Annotated in this window: 13 protein-coding genes; 10 read left to right on the forward strand and 3 right to left on the reverse strand. The window is 39.4% G+C overall.

Annotation, left to right across the window (positions count from 1 at the left end; genetic code table 11):
- Positions 1-12: 12 nt before the first annotated feature.
- The 4 genes from FLEMA_RS72200 to FLEMA_RS72215 all read left to right on the forward strand — a co-directional run bounded on the left by FLEMA_RS72200 (position 13) and on the right by FLEMA_RS72215 (position 9,137).
- On the forward strand, positions 13-2,646 hold the full coding sequence (locus tag FLEMA_RS72200; protein WP_044172841.1) for a valine--tRNA ligase: 2,634 nt from the start codon (positions 13-15) through the stop codon (positions 2,644-2,646).
- A gap of 405 nt (positions 2,647-3,051) precedes the next feature.
- Positions 3,052-3,441, forward strand: a complete 390-nt coding sequence (locus tag FLEMA_RS76255) for a hypothetical protein (protein ID WP_144080138.1) — start codon at positions 3,052-3,054, stop codon at positions 3,439-3,441.
- 202 nt (positions 3,442-3,643) lie between these two features.
- Complete coding sequence (locus FLEMA_RS72210; protein ID WP_044172846.1) at positions 3,644-7,987, forward strand: CusA/CzcA family heavy metal efflux RND transporter; 4,344 nt, start codon at positions 3,644-3,646, stop codon at positions 7,985-7,987.
- Positions 7,980-9,137: an efflux RND transporter periplasmic adaptor subunit gene (locus FLEMA_RS72215; RefSeq protein ID WP_052354196.1), complete on the forward strand. Its 1,158-nt coding sequence runs from the start codon at positions 7,980-7,982 to the stop codon at positions 9,135-9,137. The genes FLEMA_RS72210 and FLEMA_RS72215 overlap by 8 nt, the downstream gene beginning before the upstream one ends.
- 51 nt (positions 9,138-9,188) lie before the next feature.
- Here FLEMA_RS72215 and FLEMA_RS0141835 read toward each other — a convergent pair whose 3' ends face one another.
- From FLEMA_RS0141835 to FLEMA_RS0141845, 3 genes are all read right to left on the reverse strand, one after another.
- Positions 9,189-9,764 (reverse strand): cytochrome c oxidase subunit 3, encoded by a 576-nt coding sequence (locus tag FLEMA_RS0141835; RefSeq protein WP_044172848.1) that lies wholly within the window; start codon positions 9,762-9,764, stop codon positions 9,189-9,191.
- A gap of 51 nt (positions 9,765-9,815) precedes the next feature.
- Entirely contained in the window at positions 9,816-10,625 is an 810-nt protein-coding gene (ispE, locus tag FLEMA_RS0141840; protein ID WP_026996791.1) for a 4-(cytidine 5'-diphospho)-2-C-methyl-D-erythritol kinase, read from the reverse strand.
- A gap of 107 nt (positions 10,626-10,732) precedes the next feature.
- Complete coding sequence (locus FLEMA_RS0141845) at positions 10,733-11,587, reverse strand: glycerophosphodiester phosphodiesterase family protein (protein WP_026996792.1); 855 nt, start codon at positions 11,585-11,587, stop codon at positions 10,733-10,735.
- A 380-nt stretch (positions 11,588-11,967) separates the two neighbouring features.
- Between FLEMA_RS0141845 and FLEMA_RS72220 the strand changes: the two genes are divergently transcribed.
- From FLEMA_RS72220 to rpoC, 6 genes are all read left to right on the forward strand, one after another.
- Positions 11,968-14,409, forward strand: a complete 2,442-nt coding sequence (locus FLEMA_RS72220; protein WP_044172851.1) for a penicillin acylase family protein — start codon at positions 11,968-11,970, stop codon at positions 14,407-14,409.
- A 28-nt stretch (positions 14,410-14,437) separates the two neighbouring features.
- Positions 14,438-14,818, forward strand: coding sequence for a hypothetical protein (locus FLEMA_RS72225; RefSeq protein WP_052354197.1), 381 nt, complete (start codon positions 14,438-14,440; stop codon positions 14,816-14,818).
- A 269-nt stretch (positions 14,819-15,087) separates the two neighbouring features.
- Positions 15,088-15,693, forward strand: a complete 606-nt coding sequence (locus tag FLEMA_RS72230; protein ID WP_044172854.1) for an OmpH/Skp family outer membrane protein — start codon at positions 15,088-15,090, stop codon at positions 15,691-15,693.
- 169 nt (positions 15,694-15,862) lie between these two features.
- Complete coding sequence (smpB, locus tag FLEMA_RS72235; RefSeq protein ID WP_044172857.1) at positions 15,863-16,318, forward strand: SsrA-binding protein SmpB; 456 nt, start codon at positions 15,863-15,865, stop codon at positions 16,316-16,318.
- 696 nt (positions 16,319-17,014) lie between these two features.
- Entirely contained in the window at positions 17,015-20,875 is a 3,861-nt protein-coding gene (gene rpoB / locus FLEMA_RS72240) for a DNA-directed RNA polymerase subunit beta (RefSeq protein ID WP_044172860.1), read from the forward strand.
- Between the two features lie 111 nt (positions 20,876-20,986).
- Positions 20,987-25,315: a DNA-directed RNA polymerase subunit beta' gene (rpoC, locus tag FLEMA_RS72245; protein WP_044172863.1), complete on the forward strand. Its 4,329-nt coding sequence runs from the start codon at positions 20,987-20,989 to the stop codon at positions 25,313-25,315.
- Positions 25,316-25,618: the final 303 nt, after the last annotated feature.

Here is a 25,618-nt window from a genome sequence, read left to right on the forward strand (position 1 = left end):
CATTCATACAACATGATTTCAAAAACGTACACTCCACAAGAAATTGAAGCCAAATGGTATCAGTATTGGCTCGAAAACAAGTTTTTTGCGTCAAAGCCTAACCCTGATAAAGAACCATACAGTATTGTGATTCCCCCACCAAACGTCACAGGCGTTTTACACATGGGGCACATGCTCAATAATACCATCCAAGATGTCTTGATTCGTAAAGCTCGTATGGAAGGCAAAGAAGCTTGTTGGGTGCCAGGTACAGACCATGCGTCGATTGCTACAGAAGCCAAAGTGGTGGCCATGTTGAAAGAAAGAGGTATCGAGAAAAAAGATATTTCTCGTGAGGAGTTTCTTGAATATGCCCACGAGTGGAAAGATAAATACGGCGGAATTATTCTTGAACAATTAAAAAAATTAGGTGCTTCATGCGATTGGGATAGAACTCGCTTTACTATGGAGCCCTCGTTGTACGATGCCGTTATCGAAACATTTGTACGCCTTTACAACAAAGGCCAGATTTATCGTGGCGTAAGAATGGTAAACTGGGATCCGCTCGGAAAAACAGCCCTTTCAGACGAAGAGGTAATTGAAAAAGATGTTCAGGCCAAGTTGTATCACATCAAATACCCTATTGTGGGTACTGATGGTGAGTTTTTGACAATTGCTACAACTCGCCCCGAAACCATTATGGCCGATGCTGCTATTTGTGTTAATCCAAACGATGAACGCTATTTGGCTTATCATGGCAAATCGGTATTGATTCCGTTGTTGGGTCGTGAAATTCCTGTTATTACCGATGAATACGTAACCATGGATTTTGGTACAGGATGCTTGAAAGTAACACCTGCCCACGATTTGAATGACTACGAATTAGGATTAAAGCATAAGTTGCCCGTAATTGATATTCTCAACGACGATGGTTTTTTGAATGAAAAAGCCGTTTTATATGTCAATCAAGACCGTTTTGCTGCTCGTCGCAATATCGTAAAAGATTTGGAAGAAGCAGGATTATTGGTAAAAATGGAAGAATATAAATCTATCGTAAAAACGTCTGAGCGTACAGGTGCGGTAATCGAGCCAAAACTATCGTTGCAGTGGTTTTTGAAAATGGACGAAATATCAAAGCCTGCCCTCGAAAACGTCATGAATGACAACATCAAATTGTATCCTTCCAAATTCAAGAATACCTATCGTTCTTGGATGGAGAATGTACACGACTGGTGTATTAGTCGTCAGCTTTGGTGGGGACAACAAATCCCAGCGTTTTATTTGCAAGATGGCACAGTGATTGTTGCCAAAACCAAACGTGAGGCATTACGCAAAGCACAGCACGAAATGCAGTTATTTGCTTTGACCGAAGAAGATTTGACCCAAGACCCCGACGTACTAGACACTTGGTTCTCGTCTTGGTTATGGCCAATTTCGGTATTTGATGGTATCGAAAATCCTGAAAATGAAGATATTAAGTATTATTACCCTACCAACGACTTGGTAACGGGCCCCGATATTTTGTTTTTCTGGGTAGCTCGTATGATTATTGCAGGTTATGAATGGCGTGGCGAATTACCTTTCAGAAATGTGTATTTGACAGGTATTGTTCGTGACAAACAAGGTCGTAAAATGTCAAAATCGCTAGGCAATTCGCCCGACCCACTCGACCTTATCGAGAAATACGGAGCCGATGGCGTTCGTTCGGGTTTGTTGTTCTCTGCTCCTGCCGGAAACGACCTATTGTTTGATGATAAATTATGCGAACAAGGCCGTAATTTCTGTAACAAGGTATGGAATGCGTACCGTTTGGTAGAAGGCTTGGAGGTATCTAACCAAGCACAACCTAGCTCGAACGACCTGGCTGTAAAATGGTTTAACTCAAAAATTAGCCAGACAGTTACTGAAGTACAAGACCACTTCAGTAAATTCCGTATTTCTGATGCTCTTTTGGCGATTTATAACCTTGTTTGGGATGATTTCTGTTCGCAGTACCTCGAAATTATCAAACCAGCTTTTGGTTCACCAATCGACAGCGTAACGTATCAATCAACTATTGAGATTTTTGAAAAACTCATGGCATTGATGCACCCATATATGCCTTTTATTACAGAAGAAATCTGGCAAGCGGTAAAAGAACGCAAAGCTGGTGAAACCATCTGTAATACTTCGTATCCAGTAGCAGAAGCTATAAATATACAGGTATTGGCCGATTTTGATATTTTATTTGGTATTGTTTCAAAAATTCGTGAGACCCGTAATACCAAACAAATTTCGCCAAAAACAGAGTTGCCATTAGCAATTAAGACCGACGAACCAGCTCGTTATCAGCCATTAGAAGCTATTATTGTTAAATTGGCGAACACGTCCAAAATTGACTATGTTACTACTAATGTTGAAAATGCTATTTCGTTTGTATTGAAAGCCGATGAATTTTTTATCGACCTAGCTGAAGAGCTAGACGTAGAAGCCGAGCTTGAAAATGCTCAGAAAGAATTGGCTTATAATCTAGGTTTTAAAAAATCAGTAGAAGGCAAACTCTCGAACGAGCGTTTTGTTGCCAATGCCAAACCTGATGTAGTAGAAAAAGAACGCCAAAAGCTAGCCGATGCCGAGTCGAAGATTAAGGCACTAGAAGAAACTATTGCTCGTTTGAAAGCCATGTAATAGTTATTATGATATGTTTGACCTCCATCAATACCCTAGGTGATTGGTGGAGGTTTTTTGTTGCTCCTTAGAATTATTATAAATAGTAAATGATTTTTCTATCAAAATAGAAGCAAATAAATCATGCTTTTTAATAAAATTGTTTGATCTGACTTATCCACACCAGAAAAGTTACCCACACTAAATAAAGGCATAATGTGGATAACTTTATTTAAAAGAGGGCTAAAATAGGCTTTTAAGCAGTCTTTTATACCTACAATACCTTATAACAATCTTCTATTTTTTCTTCTAGTTTGTATTTATAGAAAAGTTTTTAAACTTTTTAGCTATTTTTTAATCCAAACACCAACTAAAAAAAATACAAGTCTCTGTATTTTAAATTCCTAAAATTTATACCTTTGGTATATGAAACCATTCACTTCCATAGTACTAAGTATTACCATTCTATTGGGGAGTCTTTTTCCAAGGGTGGATACTTTGCAATTGGCCAAAATGGGTGAGTTGGTGAAACATTATCAGTGGCATTGCAAAACTGATAAATGCAATATGAGCTTTATAAGTTTTTTAGCAATGCACTATTCGGCAGCTTCAAAACATACCAAAACTGCCAAACATTCACACTCCCATTTGCCAAGTCTGGACTCGCAAGCTACCCATGCTTTTTTGCCGTCGTTCCAGTACATTACTATTATTTTTAGGCCAATTATCAAGGCTTTTCCTGAGCCTAATTTTGTTTGGCAAAACTTCTACAACTTCTTGTTGGCTAAATCCTTCTTAAACCCTCCACGGTATTAATTTATCAAGAACAGTGTATTGGTGTGCTTTGAGAGGACTTCTCTGAGCCATAACTAATATGTTGTTGCTACTATCACAATCTACTTTGTATGCTATTTTCAATGGCCACGTTGGTCTGTTAAAATATGCTCTTTCTTGATGCTGATGGCAATAGGCCAGCAGCTAGTTTACACATTTCCTTTATTTTAGAAAAAGACTTAAAATGATAGATTCATTAATTCGATTCAGCATCAACAACAAGCTGATTATCGGGCTATTTGTGCTTGCATTGGTAACTTGGGGCGGTTTTTCTGTAACCCAACTCACCGTCGATGCCTTACCCGATATTACCTCCAATCAGGTACAAGTAATTACCCGATCGCCTGCCTTGCCAGCTACAGAAGTAGAAAAGTTTATTACAATACCCCTCGAAATTTCTTTGAGAACAGTACCTAATACCAAAGAAATTCGCTCTTTTTCAAGAATGGGGTTGTCGATTATTACTGTGGTTTTTGACGATGACGTACCCATTGAAAAAGCCCGTCAACAAGTTACCGAAAAGCTCAGAGAGGCAGAACCCAATTTGGTAGCTGGTGCAGGACGACCAGAACTAGCTCCTATTACTACTGGACTAGGCGAGTTTTATCAATATACATTGGCTGTAGACCCCAAATTCAAACAACATTATTCACTTGCAGAGCTACGAACCATTCAAGATTGGATTGTGAAGAGGCAATTGCTGGGGATTAAGGGGGTTGTAGAGGTGAGTTCTTTTGGAGGTAATTTAAAACAATATGAAGTAGCCATTAATCCTGAGCGATTAAGTGCCAGTAATATTAGCCTCAATCAGGTTTTTATGGCTCTTCAAGACAACAATGCCAACACAGGTGGTAGTTATATCGAAAAAGGTACTGATGCCTATTTTATTCGTTCGGAAGGGATGGTCGCCAACCTCGACGACATTGGTAATATCGTAATTACCAATCGAGGAGGTTTGCCAATTTTGATTAAGGATGTAGCCACTGTACAGTTTGGTCATGCTATTCGCTATGGAGCTATGACTCGTAATGGCGAAGGCGAAGCCGTTGGGGCAGTAGTATTGCTGCTCAAAGGAGCTTCGGCTCAGGTAGTTGTCAAAGATGTAAAAGCTCGTATCAAAGAAATCCAAAAATCCTTGCCAGAAGGTATTACTATTGAGCCTTTTATTGATAGAAGCAAACTGATAGATAAGTCGATAGGTACAGTACAAAAAAACCTTATTGAAGGTGGTCTGATTGTGATTTTTGTACTGGTTTTGTTATTGGGTAATCTTCGGGCGGGTATTGTTGTAGCCTCTGTTATTCCTTTATGCTTGTTGTTTTCATTTAGTATGATGCACTTGTTTGGGGTATCGGCCAACCTGATGTCGTTGGGGGCAATCGACTTCGGTCTGATTGTCGATGGAGCTGTAATCATTGTAGAAGCCATTATACACCACTTGCACGATAGAGCCAAAAAGATGGGCGTTGGACAATTGGTGCTTACACAACAAGAAATGAACGACGAGGTATATCATTCGGCTGTAACGATTCGGCAATCGGCTGCTTTTGGCGAAATCATCATTTTGATTGTATATTTTCCTATTTTGGCACTGACGGGTATTGAAGGTAAAATGTTCCGTCCAATGGCCGAAACAGTGGGTTTTGCTATTATCGGAGCTTTGATCTTATCGCTGACTTATGTGCCAATGATGGCTTCGCTTTTGTTGAGCAAAAAAGTAAAAGTAGAAGAAACTATTTCCGACAAAATCATCAATTTCTTATATCAATTTTATGCTCCTATTATTCGCTGGGTGTTGTACCACAGGCTTGTAACGGTAGGCTCAGCAGTAGGGTTGTTTGTGGTAAGTTTGTTTGTATTTAATCGCCTTGGGGGCGAGTTTATTCCAGAACTTAATGAAGGTGATTTTGCTGTAGAAACACTTTTGCATAGCAATGCATCGCTTTCGCAGAGTGTAAAAATGAATACCTTAGCTCAGCAGATTATTTTACGAGATTTTCCAGACGAAGTAAAACAAGTGGTATCACGTATTGGGGCATCCGAAATACCTACCGACCCTATGGGTATCAATTCGTGCGACTTGATTATTGAACTAAATGATATTAAGACTTGGAAAAAAGCCAAAACAATGGAAGAATTATCAGAAAAAATGGATAAAGCTCTTTCTGAATTGCCAGGGGTGAATTTTGAGTTTACACAGCCTATCCAAATGCGTTTCAACGAACTAATTGCAGGCGTAAAATCTGATGTAGCCATCAAAATTTTTGGGGAAGATTTGGACATCCTTTATCAAAAAGCCCAAGAATGTGCCAAGCATATTGCCAAAGTAGAGGGTGTTGGCGATTTGAAAGTTCAACAAATAGAAGGTGTACCACAAATGGTAGTGGCTTATGACAGAGAAAAAATAGCCCAATTCGGACTCAAAATCAGCGACCTGAATGCTATTGTCAAAACAGCATTTGCAGGCGAAGAAGCAGGCGTAGTATACGAAGGCGAGCGACGTTTTGGCTTGGTAGTGCGGTTGGATTCTACGCATCGACAAGACATTCAGAACATTAGCGATTTATATGTGGATTTGCCCAATGGCGGTAAAATCCAGTTGTCTCAAGTGGCCAAAATTAGCTATCAAGATGCACCAACCGAAATTGCTCGTGACAACGCTCGTCGCAGAATTACCATTGGAATCAATGTTCGAAACCGAGATGTAGAAAGCTTGGTACTAGAAATTCAGCAAATATTAGATAAAAAAGTGCAGTTGCCAACAGGCTACAACTTTGAGTACGGAGGGGCTTTTGAAAACCTCAATGCTGCCAAAAGCCGTTTGTCGATAGCTGTGCCAGTAGCTTTATTCCTCATTTTTGCTTTGCTATTTTTTACTTTCAATTCCTTTACCGAAGCCCTCATTATTTTTGCGGCTATTCCGCTTTCGGCTATTGGGGGTATCTTGGCTTTATGGTTTCGAGATATGCCATTCTCTGTTTCGGCGGGTATTGGGTTTATTGCTTTGTTTGGGGTAGCTGTACTCAATGGTATTGTACTAATTGCCTATTTTAATATTCTCGAAAAACAAGGAGTTGTCGACATGAAAGAACGTATTTTGGAAGGAACAAAAACCCGTTTTCGTCCTGTGGTTATGACGGCCTCGGTGGCCTCGTTGGGCTTTTTGCCCATGGCTCTTTCTACCTCGCCAGGTGCCGAAGTTCAACGCCCGTTGGCTACGGTGGTAATTGGAGGGCTTATTTCGGCTACCTTGTTGACATTGGTGGTATTGCCTGTAATCTACAGTATTTTTGGGCGTAAGCAAAATCCTTCCAAACCATCGGCTCATACTGTAGGCGTAAGTATTTTGACAGTATTGTTGTTGGGGTGTGCGTTTGCGGGTCGGGCACAGCAAACACCAGCTTTATCGCTAGAACACTGTGTTGAAAAAGCTATTCAGTATAACCAAAGTATTCAGTTAGGAAAATTGGATATTGCAGGAACACAGGCATTGGAAAAAACAGCAAAAGATTTGCCCAAAACCAGTTTTGACACTCAGTTTGGCCGAACCCAAACCTACTTCAATAACGACGTTACCTTTTCTTTTGGTCAGTCATTTGCTTTTCCTACAGTTTACAAGGCTCAAGAAAACCTCTTGAAAAGCCATACCCTTACAGCCGAAAAACGCTTGAATTTGACCAAAAATCAGGTTATTAGCGAAGTCAAAACGGTTTATTATCAAATATTAGCCAATGCCCAAATCTTAAAAGTACTTCAGCAACAAGATAGTTTATATCAAAGTGCTTTTAAAGCTGCATCGTTGCGTTATAAAACGGGCGAAACCAATTTGTTGGAAAAGGTATCTACAGAAACACGTTTGAGAGAAATCCAGAATAAGATACAAAGTGTAATGGCCGACGAAAAAAGTTTGTATCAAACCTTATCTTTGCTTATCAATATATCAGAAGGTTTTCAGATAGATACGCAAATCAGTTTCAAAAAACCATTACTGATTTCTGAAATCCAAGCTAGCAAAAATCCACTATTAGATATTCTTCGACAACAAATAGAGGTAAGCCAGTTACAAACAAAACTTGAAAAAGAACGTCTCAAACCCGATCTAAGGGTAGGGCTTACCAATCAGAGTATCGAGCGTAACTTTAATCAGAATTATGTTCAGGCGGGTTTGAGTTTTCCGCTTTTTGCCAAAGCTCAAAAAGCCAAAATCAATGCTGCGGGTATCAACGAGCAAATTGCCAAATCAAACTTGCAATATGCCGAAAACCAGCTTACACGCCAATTGCAATCGTTGGGTATTCAGCTCGACAAACTTCAGAAATCGGTATCCTATTACGAAAATTCAGCTATTCCACAGGCTAATTTAATTATTACAACCGCCACCAAAAGCTATCAAGCTGGCGAAATAGAATACGTAGAGTTTGTCCAAAATATTACTCAGGCATGGCTTATCAAAGAAATGTACCTGAGCGAAGTCCACAACCTTAATCAAGTTATTATCAATATCGAAACAATTATCGGCCATGAATAAGAAAACACTTTGTATATATATCCTTTCTGCTTTGTTCAGTACTGTTGTATTGAGTTGTTCAAAAAACAAAACCGACAACCAACAGGCAGATTCTACCCAAGAAAAAACAAATGATCTGGTACATTTGAGTGCCGAACAGGCCAAAAATGTACAACTCAATCTTGGCGATTTTGATGCTATTACCATTGGCGAAGAAATCACCGCCAATGGCAAAGTGGAAGTCCCTCCACAACAGATGATTTCTTTGAGTGTTCCTATTTCGGGGTTTGTCAAAAGTATTACTCTACTTCCAGGTACGCCCGTGCGAAAAGGGCAAACTTTGGCGGTAATTCAGAGCATGGAATACATACAATTACAACAAGAATACCTACAAGCCATTAGTAGACAAAAGTTCCAAGAACAAGATTTAAGCAGACAAGAAACCCTGAATCAAGAGAATGTTGGGTCTAAGAAAAAATTGCAACAAATAGATGCCGACTTTCAAACAAGTAAGGCACTTATCAATGGTCTGGAAGTAAAATTGAAACTGATAGGATGTAATATAGCCAAACTTCGGAAAGGCGAAATAACACCGTCTATCAATCTGGTATCTCCAATCAATGGATATACCAAAATGGTGTATGTCAATATTGGCAAAAATATAGCCCCAACCGACATTATCGTAGATTTGGTAAGCCGAGAACACTTGCACCTAGAGCTCAATGTGTTTGAGAAAGATGCCAATAAGGTTAAATTAGGGCAAACCTTAGTATTAGAAAATCCTAAATTGGCCGATAAAAAAATGACAGGTAAAGTTATTTTGGTAGGACAAACCATAGAAGGGCAAGCCAAAGCTATTTTGGTTCATGGGCATTTGGATGATGAAGTGTTAGAACAAAAGTTGGTGGTTGGACAATACGTAAATACCAAAATTTTGACAGGCAATAAAACCGTAAAAACTCTACCCGAAAATGCCGTTGTGAGAAGAGGTGAAGGTGGTTTTATTTTTGTCAAAATAAAAGAAAATGTTTACCAACAAATTCCTGTACAACTAGGTATTTCGGAAAAAGGCAATGTTGAAATCAAGACAGAAAGAGATATTACAGGCAAGCCAATCGTAAAAAGTAATGCGTCGATTTTGCAGGCTATATTGGCTAGCGGAGACGAATAGACCATTTTCTGTAAAAATAGGAGCATTGTCTCCTATTTTTACAGGGAAAAATTAACCATTTTGCCACCACAAATAAGCAAATAGAATGACCCAAAGTACATCTACAAAGTGCCAATAAAATACAATAAGGTTGATTTTGAGCTGATTGGGAGGATTGACCGAATATACAAACGATTCAACATACGAAAGGCGTTTGAGAGACTCGACGAAGATTTTTATCAAAAAAATCAAACCCACAACAATATGCACAATATGAAGCCCCGAAAGCATCAAGATAAAACCTCGTGATGTTTTTACGGTTGCATTGGCATTTAGCTCAAAAAGCTCTTTCCAGCCCAACAATTGCATGATAATAAAGCCAATACCCAAGCCAAGTGTTATGCCCATATAAAAACGGTAACTCTTAAATTTGTGCTGAACAAAACTCCAATTGGCCAAATATAAGGTCAAACTACTAATCATCATGAGCAAAGTACTTACCCAAAAAATTTGAGGCAATATAAGTTTCCCAAAACCTGCATTGGGACGGGCCAAAATGGTATAAAAAACCAACAGACCAAAAAACAAAAGGCCACTACCAAACATAGCCAGTTGTAGCATAAATTTAAAAGGCTCTCTTCGTTGCATAATTTGAGGGGTAATTTGGCGATTTAGCAACTCCTAGCTTGGGTTGATATACTAAAGAAGCTCACCTTGCCAAATCATATATTTATTAAATGCTTGTTTCAAATCAATGGTATTATCAAAAATACCAAATACCGTCGAACCAGACCCAGTCATACTTGCATAACTTGCTCCGTACTGATATAGCTCATGTTTGATATTGGCAATAACAGGATATTTAAGTAATAGGTTTTTCTCAAAATCATTTTTTACAAGGTCTTTCCACATGGCAATTGGCTGTTTGAGTATTTCTTTCAAATCTACCTCTGCAGCATGAGGTAAAATCCCCGTATATGCTTCGGCTGTTGAAATATGAATGTTAGGGTTTACCAAAATAATATATTTGCCCTTTAAGTGAATACCTATTTCATCAAATTCGTCGCCCTTGCCAAAGCAGTATTTAGGTTGGTTTTCCACAAAAAAAGCACAGTCACTCCCTAATTGACGGGCATACTGCTGCATTTGCTCTGTGGTTAATTTGAGCGAAAACAGCTTGTTTAGCGTAGTAATAGTAAAAGCCCCATCTGCCGAACCACCACCTAAGCCCGCCCCAATAGGTACAACCTTGTGTAAGTGAATCCACACAGGAGGAATATCAAAGTCTTTTTTGAGCAAATAATAAGCTTTCAAACAAAGGTTGTTTTGCGAATCGCCAGGAATAGGAATCCCCGAATTATGGAATGACAGCTCTTGGGCTGGTAATATTTCTAATGCGTCGCACCACCCAACAGGATAAAAGCAAGATTCAAGATTATGAAAACCGTCGGTTCTTTTCTCGGTAATATGTAATCCTATATTAATTTTTGCGTTGGGAAATGTTAGCATTTTATCAGTATATGAGCGACAAATAAGTATTTCGCCCGCTTTTATCAATGAAAATCTATTGTTTTTGACCTTACAAATATAAGCAATGAAGCCATCCGCCATACAGGCTATCTAATATTTAGCAAAACTGCTCTGTCAGGATAATCCGTAATCAATCCATCTGCCCCCAAATTCTTTACTTTTAACATATCGCTAGGCTCATTGACTGTCCAAGGTACAACCCTAATGCCTTTTTGGTGGCATATTGCTACACGGCCTTTGGTCAGGGCTTTAAAATACGGACTAAAAATATCTGGTACAAATCCTAGTTTGGCCAATGAAGGGCGTACCCCCTCATAAGTTACCAAAGCCGAAAGGATTACTTTAGGGTAAACTCCCGATTCGATTTGTTGTTTACAAAACCGTAAAATATTAAAATCAAAACTCTGAACAATAATCCTATTAGATGCAATAGACTGTAATTCTGCAAAAACTAAATTACAAAATGTAGCTATATTTTTGGGCTGAGAAATACCATATTCCTTCTCCTCCGATTTAATTTCTATATTGTATTTTACCAAGGGCAGATTATTGGCTTGAATATACTGCTCACAGGCCAGCAACATTTCTTTGAGCAAAGGCTTGTAAGTGGGTAATGGATATTGTTCTGGAAAGAGTCGGTTTCCACGTAATCCTGAATCAAACTGCCTAATTTCATTATAATTCATCCGAAATAAATTCAGGCTTTTTTCCTCACTTTTTCTCACAGCCTCTCCAGTGGGTTTTGTACAAAACAATGAATTCATAAAAGGCTCATGCGATACCACTACCTCGCTATCTTGGCTAATACAGACATCCAGTTCTAGGGTATCGACACCATATTCTAGGGCTTTCAGAAAAGCAGGAATCGTATTTTCGGGCATCAAACCCCTACAGCCCCTGTGGCCTTCTAAATCAAAGGATTGTTTGTGAAGAAAAATCATATAAAACGCTGGAAATAAATGGTTAAAGATGGATGAATGTTTGTATTTGTGCTAAAAAAGTTACTATTTAATTAATAGTCTGAACGAGGTACTTGTACCAGCTACTCTCTAATAATGGAATAATTGATTATCAATTATTTGTATAGCCAGCCAGTCAAGTTGATAAATACGAAATATGTCTTTGATAAATGAGTTTATGAAAAGCCAAAATTAAACTGAAAATTACTTCCAATGTTTATAACCCATACAATAAAAACATAATTTGTACAAGAGCGTAAACAAGAGTAGCCTAAAGATTTGCCCTTGCTAATCAAATTACTATATTTATAAAAAATATCAATACAGTTATATTGTCACCAAGCTAAACAGTTATCCACACAATGAAATTTTTCAAAGCGTTACTTTCATTAAGTATCACGATTGGACTATGTTATGCCCTGAGCCGAGGTTGGGGGGTAGTTCCGCCTATAGGGTCGTTTTTGAGTCCTTTTACAGGTTTTTGGGTAAATGCCGAACCTGCCAATAGTAGTCAGTCAGAGGAGGTTCTTTCCATTACTGGGCTTCAAGACGAAGTTACGGTACGATATGATGAAGTGGGCGTACCTCATATTTTTGCCCAAAACGACCATGATTTATACCTTGCCCAAGGTTATGTGACAGCCCAAGATAGACTTTGGCAGATGGAGTTTCAAACACACTTTGCCGCAGGCCGCCTTACTGAAATTGTAGGAGAACGAGCCCTAGAGCAAGACCGCTATCAGCGTAGAATGGGAGCAGTATATGGTGCCGAAAAATCATTGGAAGGTATGCTAGAAGACCCACAGGGAAAAGTGTCATTAGAAGCTTACTCAGAGGGTATAAATGCTTATATTGCCCAGCTCAAACCAAAAGATTATCCTTTTGAATACAAACTATTAGGATATGCTCCTGAGCCGTGGACTCCACTAAAAAGTGCTCTTTTCCTTAAAAATATGTCGTTTGTATTAGCTTCAAGTACCGACGACCTCCGTATGACAAACGTTTTGCGAAAATACGGAAAAGCCGTTGCCGAAGATCTATTTCCTAATTATCCTTTTGTCGAAAGCCCTATAATTCCAGAGGGAACACCCCTCGATTTTAAGCCTATTCCTTTACCAAAAGCTCCAGCCGACTTTGTAGGTATTGGTAGTAGCAACGTATCGACAGAACGAGATAAAGCCATTGGCTCTAACAACTGGGCTGTGGGCGGTAGCAAGTCTATTACAGGCTTACCTATTTTGTCAAACGACCCACACCTAACCCTTAGCCTGCCGTCTATCTGGTATCAGGTACAGTTATCAGCCCCTGGAGTAAACGTTTACGGCTCTACAATGCCCGGAACACCCAATGTAATTATTGGTTTCAATAACGATGTAGCTTGGGGCGTAACCAACGTAGGTGCAGACGTAGTCGACTGGTATCAGGTCAAGTTTAAAGATGCCAAAAAGGAAGAATATTGGCATGACAACCAATGGAAAAAAATCCAGAAAAGAATAGAAACCTACTACATTAAGGGAGGCAAAAGTATTTCGGATACTGTTTTGTACACACATCATGGCCCTGTGGTATATTTGGATAGCGAAAAACCACTCCGTAATAATATTCCTACAGGTCATGCCCTTCGCTGGATTGCCCACGAAAAATCTCAGGAGTTAACTACTTTTTACCAGCTCAACCGTGCCAAAAACTATGACGATTACGTAAAAGCACTCAGCCATTATTCGGCACCTGCTCAGAATTTTGTTTTTGCTAGTAATCAAAATGATATTGCTTTGTGGGTGAATGGTAAATTTCCACTCAAAGCAAAAGAGCAAGGTAAATATATCTTAGACGGTACAGATAAAAATGCCGATTGGCAAGGGTATGTTCCTGCTGCTCACAATCCACACGTCAAAAATCCTACACGAGGATTTGTAAGCTCAGCCAACCAGTCGTCTACCAACCCTAGTTATCCTTATTATATCAATTGGGAGTTTGCTCCAGCCGAACGAGGTCGTCGTATCAATCAGCGATTAGCTAGTATGTCAAAAGCCAATGTAGATAGTTTAAGGCTTTTACAGAATGACAATTATAACCTAAAAGCTCATGATTGGCTACCAACAATGCTAAGTTTTGTAACCCAGCCAAGTCAAAAGCAAATGGCTTCACTCAGGGTATTACAGCTTTGGAACAAATACAACAATCCCGATGAAATAGGCCCAAGTATTTTTGCTGTTTGGTCTCAGTTGCTTTATAATGCTATTTGGGAAGATGATTTCAATTTTGACCAAAATATCCCAATGAAATATCCTAGCCAAGACAAAACCTTGCAGTTAATTCAAAAACACCCCGATGCGGCATGGTTTGACGATACCCGTACTCCCCAAAAAGAAACTATTCAAGAATTGGCCAATATAACCCTTTCGGCAGCGATTGATAGCCTTACTAAATGGAATAAAGGTCCTCTTGGCGAAAGCTGGACATTAGCCAACTATAAATCTACTGACATCAAACACCTGATTCCAGGCATGGATGCCCTTAGCAAAATGGATGTAAAAATTGGTGGAGGAAGTGGTATTGTAAATGCCACCACCGAGCGAACAGGCCCGTCGTGGCGTATGGTGGTGCAGTTGGGTAAAGACAAAAATGTAAAAGGATATGGCATATTACCTGGAGGTCAGTCGGGAAACCCAGGTAGTCCACATTACGACGACATGGTAGAGACTTGGAGAAAAGGCGAACTCAACCCTTTGTTATTTCTTCAAGATAAAAACGAAAAATCGACAAGAATTAAACAAACGCTTGTTTTTAAGAAATCAAACTAATACAGTTTTCTCGTAAAAAATATAAAAAATGGCACAAACAGTTCAATCTAAAACAAACAGCTTTTTAGGAATATACACAGCCCTATTATTGGTTGTATTGGTAGTGGTTCAGTGGTTTTTTCCTTGGTGGACTTTGGCACTGGTCAGTGCAGTAATAGCTTTTTTTCTGGCCAAGTCGGGCGGAGATGCCTTTGGAAAGGGTTTTTGGGTAAACGCTTTGATTTGGTTGGTATTTGCCCTCAAAAGCCATTTTGCTACCGAGGGTATTTTGAGCCAAAAAGTAGCCCAGATTTTGCCACTTGGCGGAAGCGTCGCAGCATTAACACTGTTGAGTGTATTGATTGTTGGGCTAGTGGGCGGTATGGCATCATTGAGTGGTTTTCAAATAAAACAACTATTGAAAAGCTAAACTAGTAGATAATAGCCAGAAAATTATGGGGTATCTACAACAGCCTCTTAAAGATTTTAAATGGCTGTCTAGCTACAAAATAAAATAGCTTTCCGAAGGTATTCTGGTGGAATTGAAATCTAGTATTTGCATAATACCCCAAATATTAGCTATCTTGTCAAATATTATCGTTTTTTTGATTCGTTCTTCTTTTATACAAAAAATACTATCTTTGCGGACATTTTTTGATATAGAACAATCATGTTTATCAATACTTTAACAATTTAAAAATGAAAAAATTATCCCTAATTTTGTGTGGAGGTTTGGCAATCGCAACAAGCTTAATTTCTTGTAATAAAAGTGAAGATAAAGCAGGAGCTACCACAGCAGTAAGTACAACAGGTGCAACTATTGAAGGAAAAAAAGTTGTTTTTGTCAATACAGATTCTTTATTAACCAATTACCAGTTTTATAAAGACGCTCAAAAAGAGTTTGAAAATAAAGGATACCGCTTGCAAGTTGACTTAGGGCAACGTGAGCGTTCTTTACAAACAGAAGGTGCTGCTATTCAGCAAAGAGCTCAAGCCATGACACAAGCAGAATTACAAGCTGCCGACATGATGCTAAGAAAAAAAGCAGGCGAATTGCAACAATACAGCCAACAAAAACAAGCTCAATTGGCTCAGGAGCAAGCTAAAAAACAAGAAGAATTATATTCAAATATTCGTGAATATATCAAAAAACATAATGCCGAAAATAAATACGAATTCGTATTAGGATATAGCTCAAATGGCGGTGGTATTTTGTACGCTGACAACGCAGTGGACGTAACCAAGCAAATTATCGAGGGTCTCAACAAAGAATATGCTGAGAAAAAAGGTGCTGCTAAAAAATAATAATTAGCGTACTTTATCTTTTCGTGAAGATAACTCTTTTGCTGAAAAAAAGCCATGCAGGTACTCTGTATGGCTTTTTTTGACAGTTGCCTATAACCTCCGCACCATAAATGTATTATTGAAATTAAATAACTTGCATTAGCCCAAAGCTAATAGCAGACAGCTAATTATGGCAAAAGAAAAAATTGAAAAACAAATCAACATTCGTAATAAACGTGCCTCGTTCGAGTACTTTTTCCTCGAAACTTACACCGCAGGTATTATGTTGATGGGTACTGAAATTAAATCGATCAGACAAGGTAAGGTGAATTTGACCGATGCCTATTGCTTATTTTTGGACGGCGAGCTTTATATCCGTCAAATGAATATCTCGAAATACAGCGAAGGAACGCACTACAACCACGATCCACTTCGAGACCGCAAGCTTTTGTTGACTAAAAGAGAGTTGAAGAAGCTAGTCGAAAAACTCAAAGACCAAGGGCTAACGATGGTTCCTACCAAAATGTATATTTCGGATAGAGGTTTTGCCAAAATAGAAATAGCTTTGGCAAAAGGTAAAAAACTCTATGATAAACGAGATTCTATCAAAGAAAAAGACGTAAAACGCAGTATGGAGCGAGAATAAGGCTAGACCTCAATCGTACAAACATGAGCCATCCCAAATTTTTAGAACAAACAAGGCGGTCGAAAAACTAATTTCGACCGCCTTGTTGATTAATAGCACGATGGTCTACCGCGTGAATTCCAATAAATACAAACAAGAGGTCTTATAAATTATTCCAAAATTCGGGATGACTCATATTTGCTTTTTGAGAAGGCCAATGAATTGGCTAGCTAAAGAGAAAAATACTTGTTGAGGAAATCAAGAACAATCTTTAGTACCCCGATACCTAGCAGTGTTTCAGGGATTTTTTTAGTAGATAAATGAGCCTAATCCACAATAATCTAGCGAATAGAAAGCCAGAAAATTACCACTTGCTCAAAAAAAGATAATAAACAATAAAAAGTCGATATTTTTTTAGATAACTCCTTGAAATACAAATAAAAAAACAGTATCTTTGCAGGCTATCAAAGATTTTAGGGGGATTGCACCCATATTTGATAAGTACTTGGTTCCGAAACACTTTCTTTTTTCGTAGGAAGAATAGCAAAGGGAATCAGTGTTACTCACATCTACGAGGCTTCATATTTGACGATACTCGTCAATTAAATCAGTTTTTTATGAGAGGCTTTAAAAACTAACATAACAAACTGATAACGATTAACTGATAACAGGAAACTTTTACAGTAAACTTCAAAAACAGTAACAGCCTTGGCACACATGACAAACACTGGCAGACTATCGTTCGCCAAAGTTAAGAATTTGCTTGAATACCCAGACTTTTTGGATATTCAGGTGAAGTCATTTCAGGAGTTCTTCCAATTAGAAACTCCTGCCGAAAACCGAAATGGCGAAGGGCTTTTTAAAGTATTTGCAGAGAACTTCCCTATTGCGGATTCTCGCGAAAACTTTGTCCTCGAATTTATCGACTATTCGGTTGACCCACCAAAATACTCAGTAGATGAGTGTATTGACCGTGGTCTTACTTACTCAGTACCTCTAAAAGCAAAGCTTCGTTTGATTTGTAATGACGACGATAACGAAGACTTCGAGACAATCGAACAGGAGGTGTTTTTAGGAAATATCCCATATATGACCGAGCGTGGTTCGTTTGTGATTAATGGTGCAGAACGTGTTATTGTTTCTCAATTACACCGCTCGCCAGGGGTATTCTTCTCACAAAGTCGCCATACCAACGGTACTAAGTTGTACTCAGCTCGTATTATTCCATTCAAAGGTTCTTGGATTGAATTTGCTACTGACGTAAACAACGTGATGTACGCATATATCGACCGTAAGAAGAAGTTTCCTGTAACTACCCTTTTGCGCGCAATTGGCTTTGGTTCAGACAAAGAAATCCTTGATTTGTTTGGTCTTTCAGAAGAAGTGAAAGCCGACAAAAAGACCTTAGATAAAGCTGTTGGCCGTCGTTTGGCTGCAAGGGTTTTAAGAACTTGGCAAGAGGATTTCGTAGATGAAGATACAGGTGAAGTTGTTTCTATCGACCGTAACGAGGTATTGATGGAACGTGACTCTGTTATTTCGGCAAGCGATATAGATACAATCCTAGATGCAGGTCTTGATACTATCATTCTTCACAAAGAAGATATGAACGTAAACGATTATAACATTATTTATAATACGTTACAAAAAGACTCTTCAAACTCTGAAAAAGAAGCTGTTGAGCAAATCTACCGTCAGTTGCGTAACACTGAAGCACCAGATGAGCAAACAGCCCGCGATATTATCCAAAACTTATTCTTCTCTGACAAGCGTTATGATTTAGGAGAAGTAGGCCGTTACCGTATCAACAAGAAATTGGGTCATGATATCCCAATGGAAACGAAAGTATTAACGAAAGACGATATTATCTCAATCGTGAAATACTTAATCGGTTTGATTAACTCAAAAGCTGTAGTTGATGATATTGACCACTTATCAAACCGTCGTGTTCGTACAGTAGGAGAGCAATTATATGCTCAGTTTGGTGTAGGTTTGGCTCGTATGGCTCGTACCATCAAAGAACGTATGAACGTTCGTGATAACGAAGACTTCAAGCCAGTTGATTTGATTAACGCTCGTACCCTTTCGTCGGTAATCAACTCATTCTTTGGTACTAACCAGCTTTCGCAATTCATGGACCAAACCAACCCATTGGCCGAGATTACGCACAAACGTCGTCTTTCTGCCCTTGGACCAGGCGGTCTATCTCGTGAACGTGCAGGTTTTGAGGTTCGTGACGTTCACTATACGCACTACGGTCGTTTGTGTACTATCGAAACGCCAGAAGGACCAAACATCGGTTTGATTTCATCACTTTGTGTGCATGCCAAAATCAATTCGATGGGCTTTATCGAAACACCTTACCGTGTTGTAGAAGGTGGCCATGTAAGGGTTTCTGAAATTCGTTACTTGACCGCTGAAGAAGAAGATGGCAAAAACATTGTACAGGCCAATGCTTCTTATAGCGAAGATGGCGTTTTTGAAGCTTCTCGTGTAAAAGCACGTTTTGAAGGTGACTTCCCAAGAGTAGACCCTGCCGAAGCTCAGTTCATGGATATTGCACCTAACCAAATTGTATCGGTAGCTGCATCGTTGATTCCTTTCTTGGAGCATGATGATGCCAACCGTGCATTGATGGGTTCAAACATGCAACGTCAGGCCGTACCATTGTTACGCCCTGAAAACCCAATTGTAGGTACTGGCCTTGAAGCTCGGGTAGCTCTTGACTCTCGTACTTTGATTGTTGCTGAAGCCGACGGTGTAATTGATTATGTAGATAGTATCAAGATTGTTGTGAAATACGACATGAATCCTAACGAATACTTAGTAAGTTTTGAAGGAGATACCAAAGAATACAAATTGATTAAATTCCGTAGAACCAACCAAGATACAACTATCAACTTGAAACCGATTGTTCGCAAAGGACAACGTGTCTTGAAAGGACAAGCTCTTTGCGAAGGTTATGCTACTCAGCAAGGTGAATTAGCTCTTGGACGTAACATGAAAGTGGCCTTCATGCCATGGCAAGGTTACAACTTTGAGGATGCGATTGTAATCTCTGAAAAAGTGGTTCGTGACGATATCTTTACTTCTATTCACATTGAAGAATTTGAATTGGAAGTACGTGATACAAAACGTGGAGAAGAAGAATTAACGGCTGAAATTCCAAACGTTTCTGAAGAAACAGTGAAGAATTTGGACGAAAATGGTGTGGTTCGTGTAGGTTCTGAGGTAAAAGAAGGCGATATTCTTATCGGTAAAATTACACCAAAAGGTGAATCTGACCCAACTCCAGAAGAAAAACTTCTTCGTGCAATCTTTGGTGACAAAGCTGGTGATGTGAAAGATGCTTCTAAGAAAGCTCCTCCGTCATTGAAAGGTGTGGTTATTGATACTAAGTTGTTTAGCCGTCCTAAAAAGGATAAAGATGAGCGTGAAAAAGCGAAGAAAGAATTGGCTATTTTGTCAAAACAATTGACCAAAGACCTTACTTCGATTCGTGCTGTCATGATTGGCAAAATGATTGAGCTTTTGGATGGCAAAATCACCAATGGTATCAAACACAAATTTGGTTCTGTGATTATCGAAAAAGGTACTAAGTTGACAGCTCGTAACATCGAAGATGCTTTGTTCCCAGCTAAAAACTTGTATCGTGACGATAGCTCTTATAGTGTTCCTGAAGAAGCTAACTTGTTGGCTGACCTAATCTTGGAAGATACTACTGAAGAGGAAGATACCAATAAATTATTGTTGCAATTAGTTAAAAACTACAATGTTCGTCGCAACGAAATCGTAGGCCGTTTCAAACGTGAAAGATTCGTATTGGAAGTAGGCGACGAATTGCCAGCAGGTATTGTAAAATTAGCTAAAGTATATATCGCCAAAAAACGTAAGTTGAAAGTGGGTGATAAAATGGCGGGTCGTCACGGTAACAAAGGGGTTGTAGCTCGTATTGTACGTGATGAAGACATGCCATTCTTAGAAGATGGAACTCCAGTAGAAATCGTGTTGAACCCACTAGGGGTACCTTCACGTATGAACATCGGTCAGATTTATGAAACCGTATTGGCTTGGGCAGGTGAAAAACTCAACAAGAAATACGCTACTCCAATCTTTGACGGTGCTACCGAAGCTGAAGTTGCTCACGAACTTGAATTAGCTGGCCTTCCATCATGGGGACGTACTTACTTATACAATGGTTTGACAGGCGAACGCTTTGACCAACCAGTAACAGTAGGTATTATCTATATGTTGAAATTGGGTCACTTAGTTGATGACAAAATGCACGCACGTTCAATCGGGCCGTACTCACTTATTACACAACAGCCATTGGGTGGTAAAGCTCAATTTGGTGGTCAGCGTTTTGGTGAAATGGAGGTTTGGGCACTCGAAGCATTTGGTGCAGCTAATATCCTTCAAGAGATTCTTACAGTTAAATCCGATGACGTTGTGGGTCGTGCTAAGGCATACGAAGCAATCGTAAAAGGTGAAAACATGCCAAAACCAGGTATTCCTGAATCATTCAATGTATTGATTCACGAATTAAGAGGCTTGGCCTTAGAGATTACTTTGGAGTAATTTGAAAATAAAATTGTTTGAAGGTTTGGAGATATAAGTATGTCCAAACTTTCAAATTGATATATTTTCAAATCAAAATTAAGAACCATTTTCATTCAAACATACACGAAAATGTCATTCAAAAAGAATAGAAAATTAAATAGTGACTTCCAAAAAGTAACTATCTCGTTGGCCTCACCAGAGTCTATCCTTGAAGGCTCGCACGGTGAAGTTACCCAACCCGAAACTATCAACTATAGAACTTACAAGCCAGAAATGGGTGGTTTGTTCTGTGAGCGTATCTTCGGGCCAACGAAAGACTGGGAATGTCACTGCGGTAAATACAAGCGTATTCGCTATAAAGGTATCATTTGCGACCGTTGTGGCGTAGAAGTTACTGAGAAAAAAGTACGTCGTGAGCGTATGGGACACATCGAGTTGGTGGTTCCGGTAGCTCACATTTGGTACTTCCGTAGTTTGCCTAACAAAATCGGTTATTTGTTGGGGCTTTCTACCAAAAAATTAGACCAAGTTATTTACTACGAAAGATATGTTGTAGTACAAGCTGGTGTGAAAGAAGAAGATGGTGTAAACAAAATGGACTTCTTAACTGAAGACGAATATTTGGACATTATCGACAAGCTTCCACGCGAAAACCAATTATTACCAGACGAAGACCCTCAGAAATTCATCGCTAAGATGGGGGCTGAGGCACTCGAAATGTTGTTGAAACGTACAGCGTTAGATGACCTTTCTTACAGCCTTCGTCACTCGGCAGCTAACGATACTTCTCAACAACGTAAAGCTGAAGCTTTAAAACGCTTGAAAGTAGTTGAAGCTTTCCGTGAAGCAGGTACTCGTATCGAGAACAAACCAGAATGGATGGTAATTAAAATGGTCCCTGTAATTCCACCAGAATTACGTCCATTAGTACCTCTTGATGGTGGTCGCTTTGCTACGTCCGATTTGAACGACCTTTATCGTCGTGTGATTATTCGTAACAACCGTTTGAAGCGTTTGATCGAAATCAAAGCTCCTGAAGTAATCTTACGTAACGAAAAACGTATGCTTCAAGAGGCTGTTGACTCATTGTTTGACAACTCTCGTAAAGTAAACGCAGTTCGTTCTGAAGGTAACCGTGCTTTGAAATCTCTTTCAGATATGTTGAAAGGTAAGCAAGGTCGTTTCCGCCAAAACTTGTTGGGTAAACGTGTTGACTACTCTGGTCGTTCGGTAATTGTTGTAGGTCCTGAATTGAAGATGCACGAGTGTGGTTTGCCAAAAGATATGGCAGCCGAGCTATTCAAGCCATTCGTTATTAGAAAGTTGATTGAGCGTGGTATTGTAAAAACCGTAAAATCAGCGAAAAAGATTGTAGATAGAAAAGACCCTGTAGTTTGGGATATTTTGGAAAACGTAATGAAAGGACACCCTGTTCTTCTCAACCGTGCTCCAACACTTCACCGTTTAGGTATTCAGGCATTCCAACCTAAGTTGATTGAAGGAAAAGCTATCCAATTGCACCCACTTACTTGTACAGCCTTCAACGCCGACTTTGACGGTGACCAGATGGCGGTACACGTACCGCTAGGTCAAGAGGCTATCTTGGAAGCATCTCTTTTGATGTTGGCATCTCATAATATCTTGAACCCTGCCAACGGTGCTCCTATTACTGTACCTTCACAAGACATGGTTCTTGGGTTGTACTACGTAACTAAAGGACGTAGACATACTCCAGAATACCCTATCGTAGGAGAAGGTATGAAATTCTATGGCTTTGAAGAGGTAGTAATCGGTATGAACGAAGGGCGTGTGTCTAAGCATGCTAATATCTCTGTAAAAGCAAAAGTACGTCAGGAAGATGGTTCTCTAAAAGAACAAATGGTAGATACCGTTGCAGGACGTGTATTGTTTAACCTTTGTGTTCCTGAAGAAGTAGGTTATATCAATGAATTGTTGACAAAGAAAAAATTGCAACAAATCATTTCTCAAGTATTTAAAATCTCTGGGGTAGCTCGTACGGCTAAATTCTTGGATGATATTAAAGAATTGGGTTATCAAATGGCCTTTAAAGGCGGTCTTTCAATGGGTATCGGTGACATCATCGTACCAGAAGAAAAAGCTGACCTTATCACAAAAGCTACTGAAGATGTAGCAGCTGTTACCGACAACTACTTGATGGGTCTAATCACCGACAACGAACGTTATAACGCTGTTATTGATATTTGGACGAAAGTGAACTCGAAAATCACAGATACGTTGATGAAGCAAATGGAAAATGACCAGCAAGGCTTCAACGCTATCTTCATGATGATGCACTCAGGTGCTCGTGGTTCTCGTGAACAGATTCGTCAGTTGGGTGGTATGCGTGGTTTGATGGCAAAACCTCAGAAAAACCTTCAAGGTTCGGTAGGTGAAATCATCGAAAACCCAATCCTCTCTAACTTTAAAGAAGGCCTAGACGTACTTGAGTACTTTATCTCTACTCACGGTGCTCGTAAAGGTCTTGCCGATACAGCCTTGAAAACAGCCGATGCGGGTTACCTAACTCGTCGTCTGCATGACGTTGCTCAGGATGTAATCGTCAATGAAGATGACTGTGGTACATTGCGTGGTATTCAAATCGCTGCTTTAAAAGACAACGAAGAAATCATCGAACCACTTTCTGAGCGTATCTTGGGCCGTGTGTCTATCCATGATGTTCATGATCCAGTTACAGGTCAGTTGTTAATCACTGCAGGCGAAGAAATCAGCGAAGAGGCTGCTCTAAGCGTAGATGATACCGCAATTGATTCAATCGAAATCCGTTCGGTATTGACTTGCGAAACACGTAATGGTGTTTGTGCTAAATGTTATGGCCGTAACCTTTCAACAGGTAGAATGGTAGGTATCGGTGAAGCTGTAGGGGTAATTGCTTCTCAGTCAATCGGTGAGCCAGGTACACAGCTTACTCTTCGTACATTCCACGTTGGGGGTACTGCTCAAAACGTAACATTAGATGCTACAATCAAAGCCAAATTCGACGGTATTATCCGTTTTGAAGAAATGCGTACTGTAGCTTCTATCGATACTGAAGGAAATCCAGTAGAAATCGTAATGGGACGTTCGGGCGAGGTTCAAATCGTTAACCCAACCACCAACCAAGTTTACATTGCCAACAACGTACCTTATGGTGCGTATTTGCGTGTGAAAGATGGACAAACCATTACTAAAGGTGAAGAAATTTGTGCTTGGGACCCATACAACGCCGTTATCCTTTCTGAAGTAGATGGTATTGCCCAATTCGATGCAATTGAAGAAAATATCACTTACAAAGAAGAGGCCGATGAGCAAACAGGTTTAAGAGAGAAGGTTATTATCGAATCGAAAGATAAGACTAAAAACCCTTCAATCATTATTGCTGTGAAAAATGGTGAAGATGTAGCATACAACGTTCCTGTGGCGGCTCGCCTGTCTATCGAAAATGGTGCAAAAATCAAGCCTGGTCAAATCTTAGCAAAAATTCCTCGTGCTGCTGGTAAAACTCGTGACATCACGGGTGGTCTTCCACGTGTAACAGAATTATTTGAGGCTCGTAACCCATCAAACCCTGCGGTTGTTTCTGAAATCGATGGTGTAATTACACTAGGAGGTATCAAACGTGGTAACCGTGAGATTTATGTGAAAGCTAAAGATGGTGCTGAACGTAAATACTTAGTTCCACTTTCAAAACATATCCTTGTTCAGAACAACGACTTTGTTCGTGCAGGTATGCCGCTTTCAGATGGTGCTATTACACCTTCAGATATTTTGGCAATCAAAGGGCCAACAGCTGTACAAGAATACTTAGTAAATGAAATCCAAGACGTTTACCGTCTGCAAGGTGTGAAGATTAACGATAAACACATCGAGTGTATCGTTCGTCAAATGATGCAGAAAGTAGAAATTGTTGATTCTGGAGATACGATGTTCTTGAACAACCAAAACGTTGACCGTTTTGCAGTACGTGAGGCAAACGACGACATCCTTGACAAGAAAGTGGTAATGGATGCTGGTGACTCAGATAAAATGAAAGAGGGTATGATTGTAACAGCTCGTGCTTTACGTGACGAAAACTCTTCATTGAAACGCCGTGACTTAAAACTTGTAACGGTTCGTGATGCACAACCTGCTGTATCTCAACCAAACCTACAAGGTATCACTCAAGCGTCTTTGGGTACAGAATCGTTTATTTCGGCGGCATCTTTCCAAGAAACTACCAAAGTATTGTCAGAAGCATCTATCCGTGCAAAAGCAGATGGTTTGGAAGGTTTGAAAGAAAATGTAATTGTAGGTCACTTAATTCCTGCAGGTACGGGTGTTCGCAAGTACCAAGATTATGTTATTACTTCAAAAGAAGAATTACAGCAAATCGAAACAGCAAAAGAGCAACAAGCACAACAAAAAGTTGGGGGCTATCGCAAAGCTCGTTGGATTGTGTAGTTTTAATGTTAGTTATATCAAAGCCCTCAGACCAGCGTCTGAGGGCTTTTTTATTGCTCCTGTTTTTTTATCAGATTCTCAAGGCTTATATTAGATTATCTTTTGAATGTAAGGTTTTGATTAATAATTTATTATATCCATTTTAAGGCTTCAGCTAAAACGAAGAATATGAGCGAAAATAACTACCCAAATGAAGTACAATCGAATGTTTTCCAACAGTTGTGTATAGCCCTATAAAAGTATTTACTAGAAAAAAGTAAACCTGAAAAACAAATACCCAAAGGAGTAGACCATTGAAATTTT

The sequence above is a fragment of the Flectobacillus major DSM 103 genome, assembly GCF_000427405.1.
Taxonomy (GTDB): Bacteria; Bacteroidota; Bacteroidia; order Cytophagales; family Spirosomataceae; genus Flectobacillus; species Flectobacillus major.

What these genes read in the sequence shown, in the direction of transcription:
- rpoB (WP_044172860.1), top strand. Translation starts at nt 17,015, where the DNA reads ATGACAAACACTGGCAGACTATCGTTCGCCAAAGTTAAGAATTTGCTT.
- FLEMA_RS72210 (WP_044172846.1), top strand. Translation starts at nt 3,644, where the DNA reads ATGATAGATTCATTAATTCGATTCAGCATCAACAACAAGCTGATTATC.
- FLEMA_RS72230 (WP_044172854.1), top strand. Translation starts at nt 15,088, where the DNA reads ATGAAAAAATTATCCCTAATTTTGTGTGGAGGTTTGGCAATCGCAACA.
- FLEMA_RS0141845 (WP_026996792.1), bottom strand. Translation starts at nt 11,587, where the DNA reads ATGATTTTTCTTCACAAACAATCCTTTGATTTAGAAGGCCACAGGGGC.
- smpB (WP_044172857.1), top strand. Translation starts at nt 15,863, where the DNA reads ATGGCAAAAGAAAAAATTGAAAAACAAATCAACATTCGTAATAAACGT.
- FLEMA_RS72215 (WP_052354196.1), top strand. Translation starts at nt 7,980, where the DNA reads ATGAATAAGAAAACACTTTGTATATATATCCTTTCTGCTTTGTTCAGT.
- ispE (WP_026996791.1), bottom strand. Translation starts at nt 10,625, where the DNA reads ATGCTAACATTTCCCAACGCAAAAATTAATATAGGATTACATATTACC.
- FLEMA_RS72200 (WP_044172841.1), top strand. Translation starts at nt 13, where the DNA reads ATGATTTCAAAAACGTACACTCCACAAGAAATTGAAGCCAAATGGTAT.
- FLEMA_RS72225 (WP_052354197.1), top strand. Translation starts at nt 14,438, where the DNA reads ATGGCACAAACAGTTCAATCTAAAACAAACAGCTTTTTAGGAATATAC.
- FLEMA_RS76255 (WP_144080138.1), top strand. Translation starts at nt 3,052, where the DNA reads ATGAAACCATTCACTTCCATAGTACTAAGTATTACCATTCTATTGGGG.
- FLEMA_RS0141835 (WP_044172848.1), bottom strand. Translation starts at nt 9,764, where the DNA reads ATGCAACGAAGAGAGCCTTTTAAATTTATGCTACAACTGGCTATGTTT.
- rpoC (WP_044172863.1), top strand. Translation starts at nt 20,987, where the DNA reads ATGTCATTCAAAAAGAATAGAAAATTAAATAGTGACTTCCAAAAAGTA.
- FLEMA_RS72220 (WP_044172851.1), top strand. Translation starts at nt 11,968, where the DNA reads ATGAAATTTTTCAAAGCGTTACTTTCATTAAGTATCACGATTGGACTA.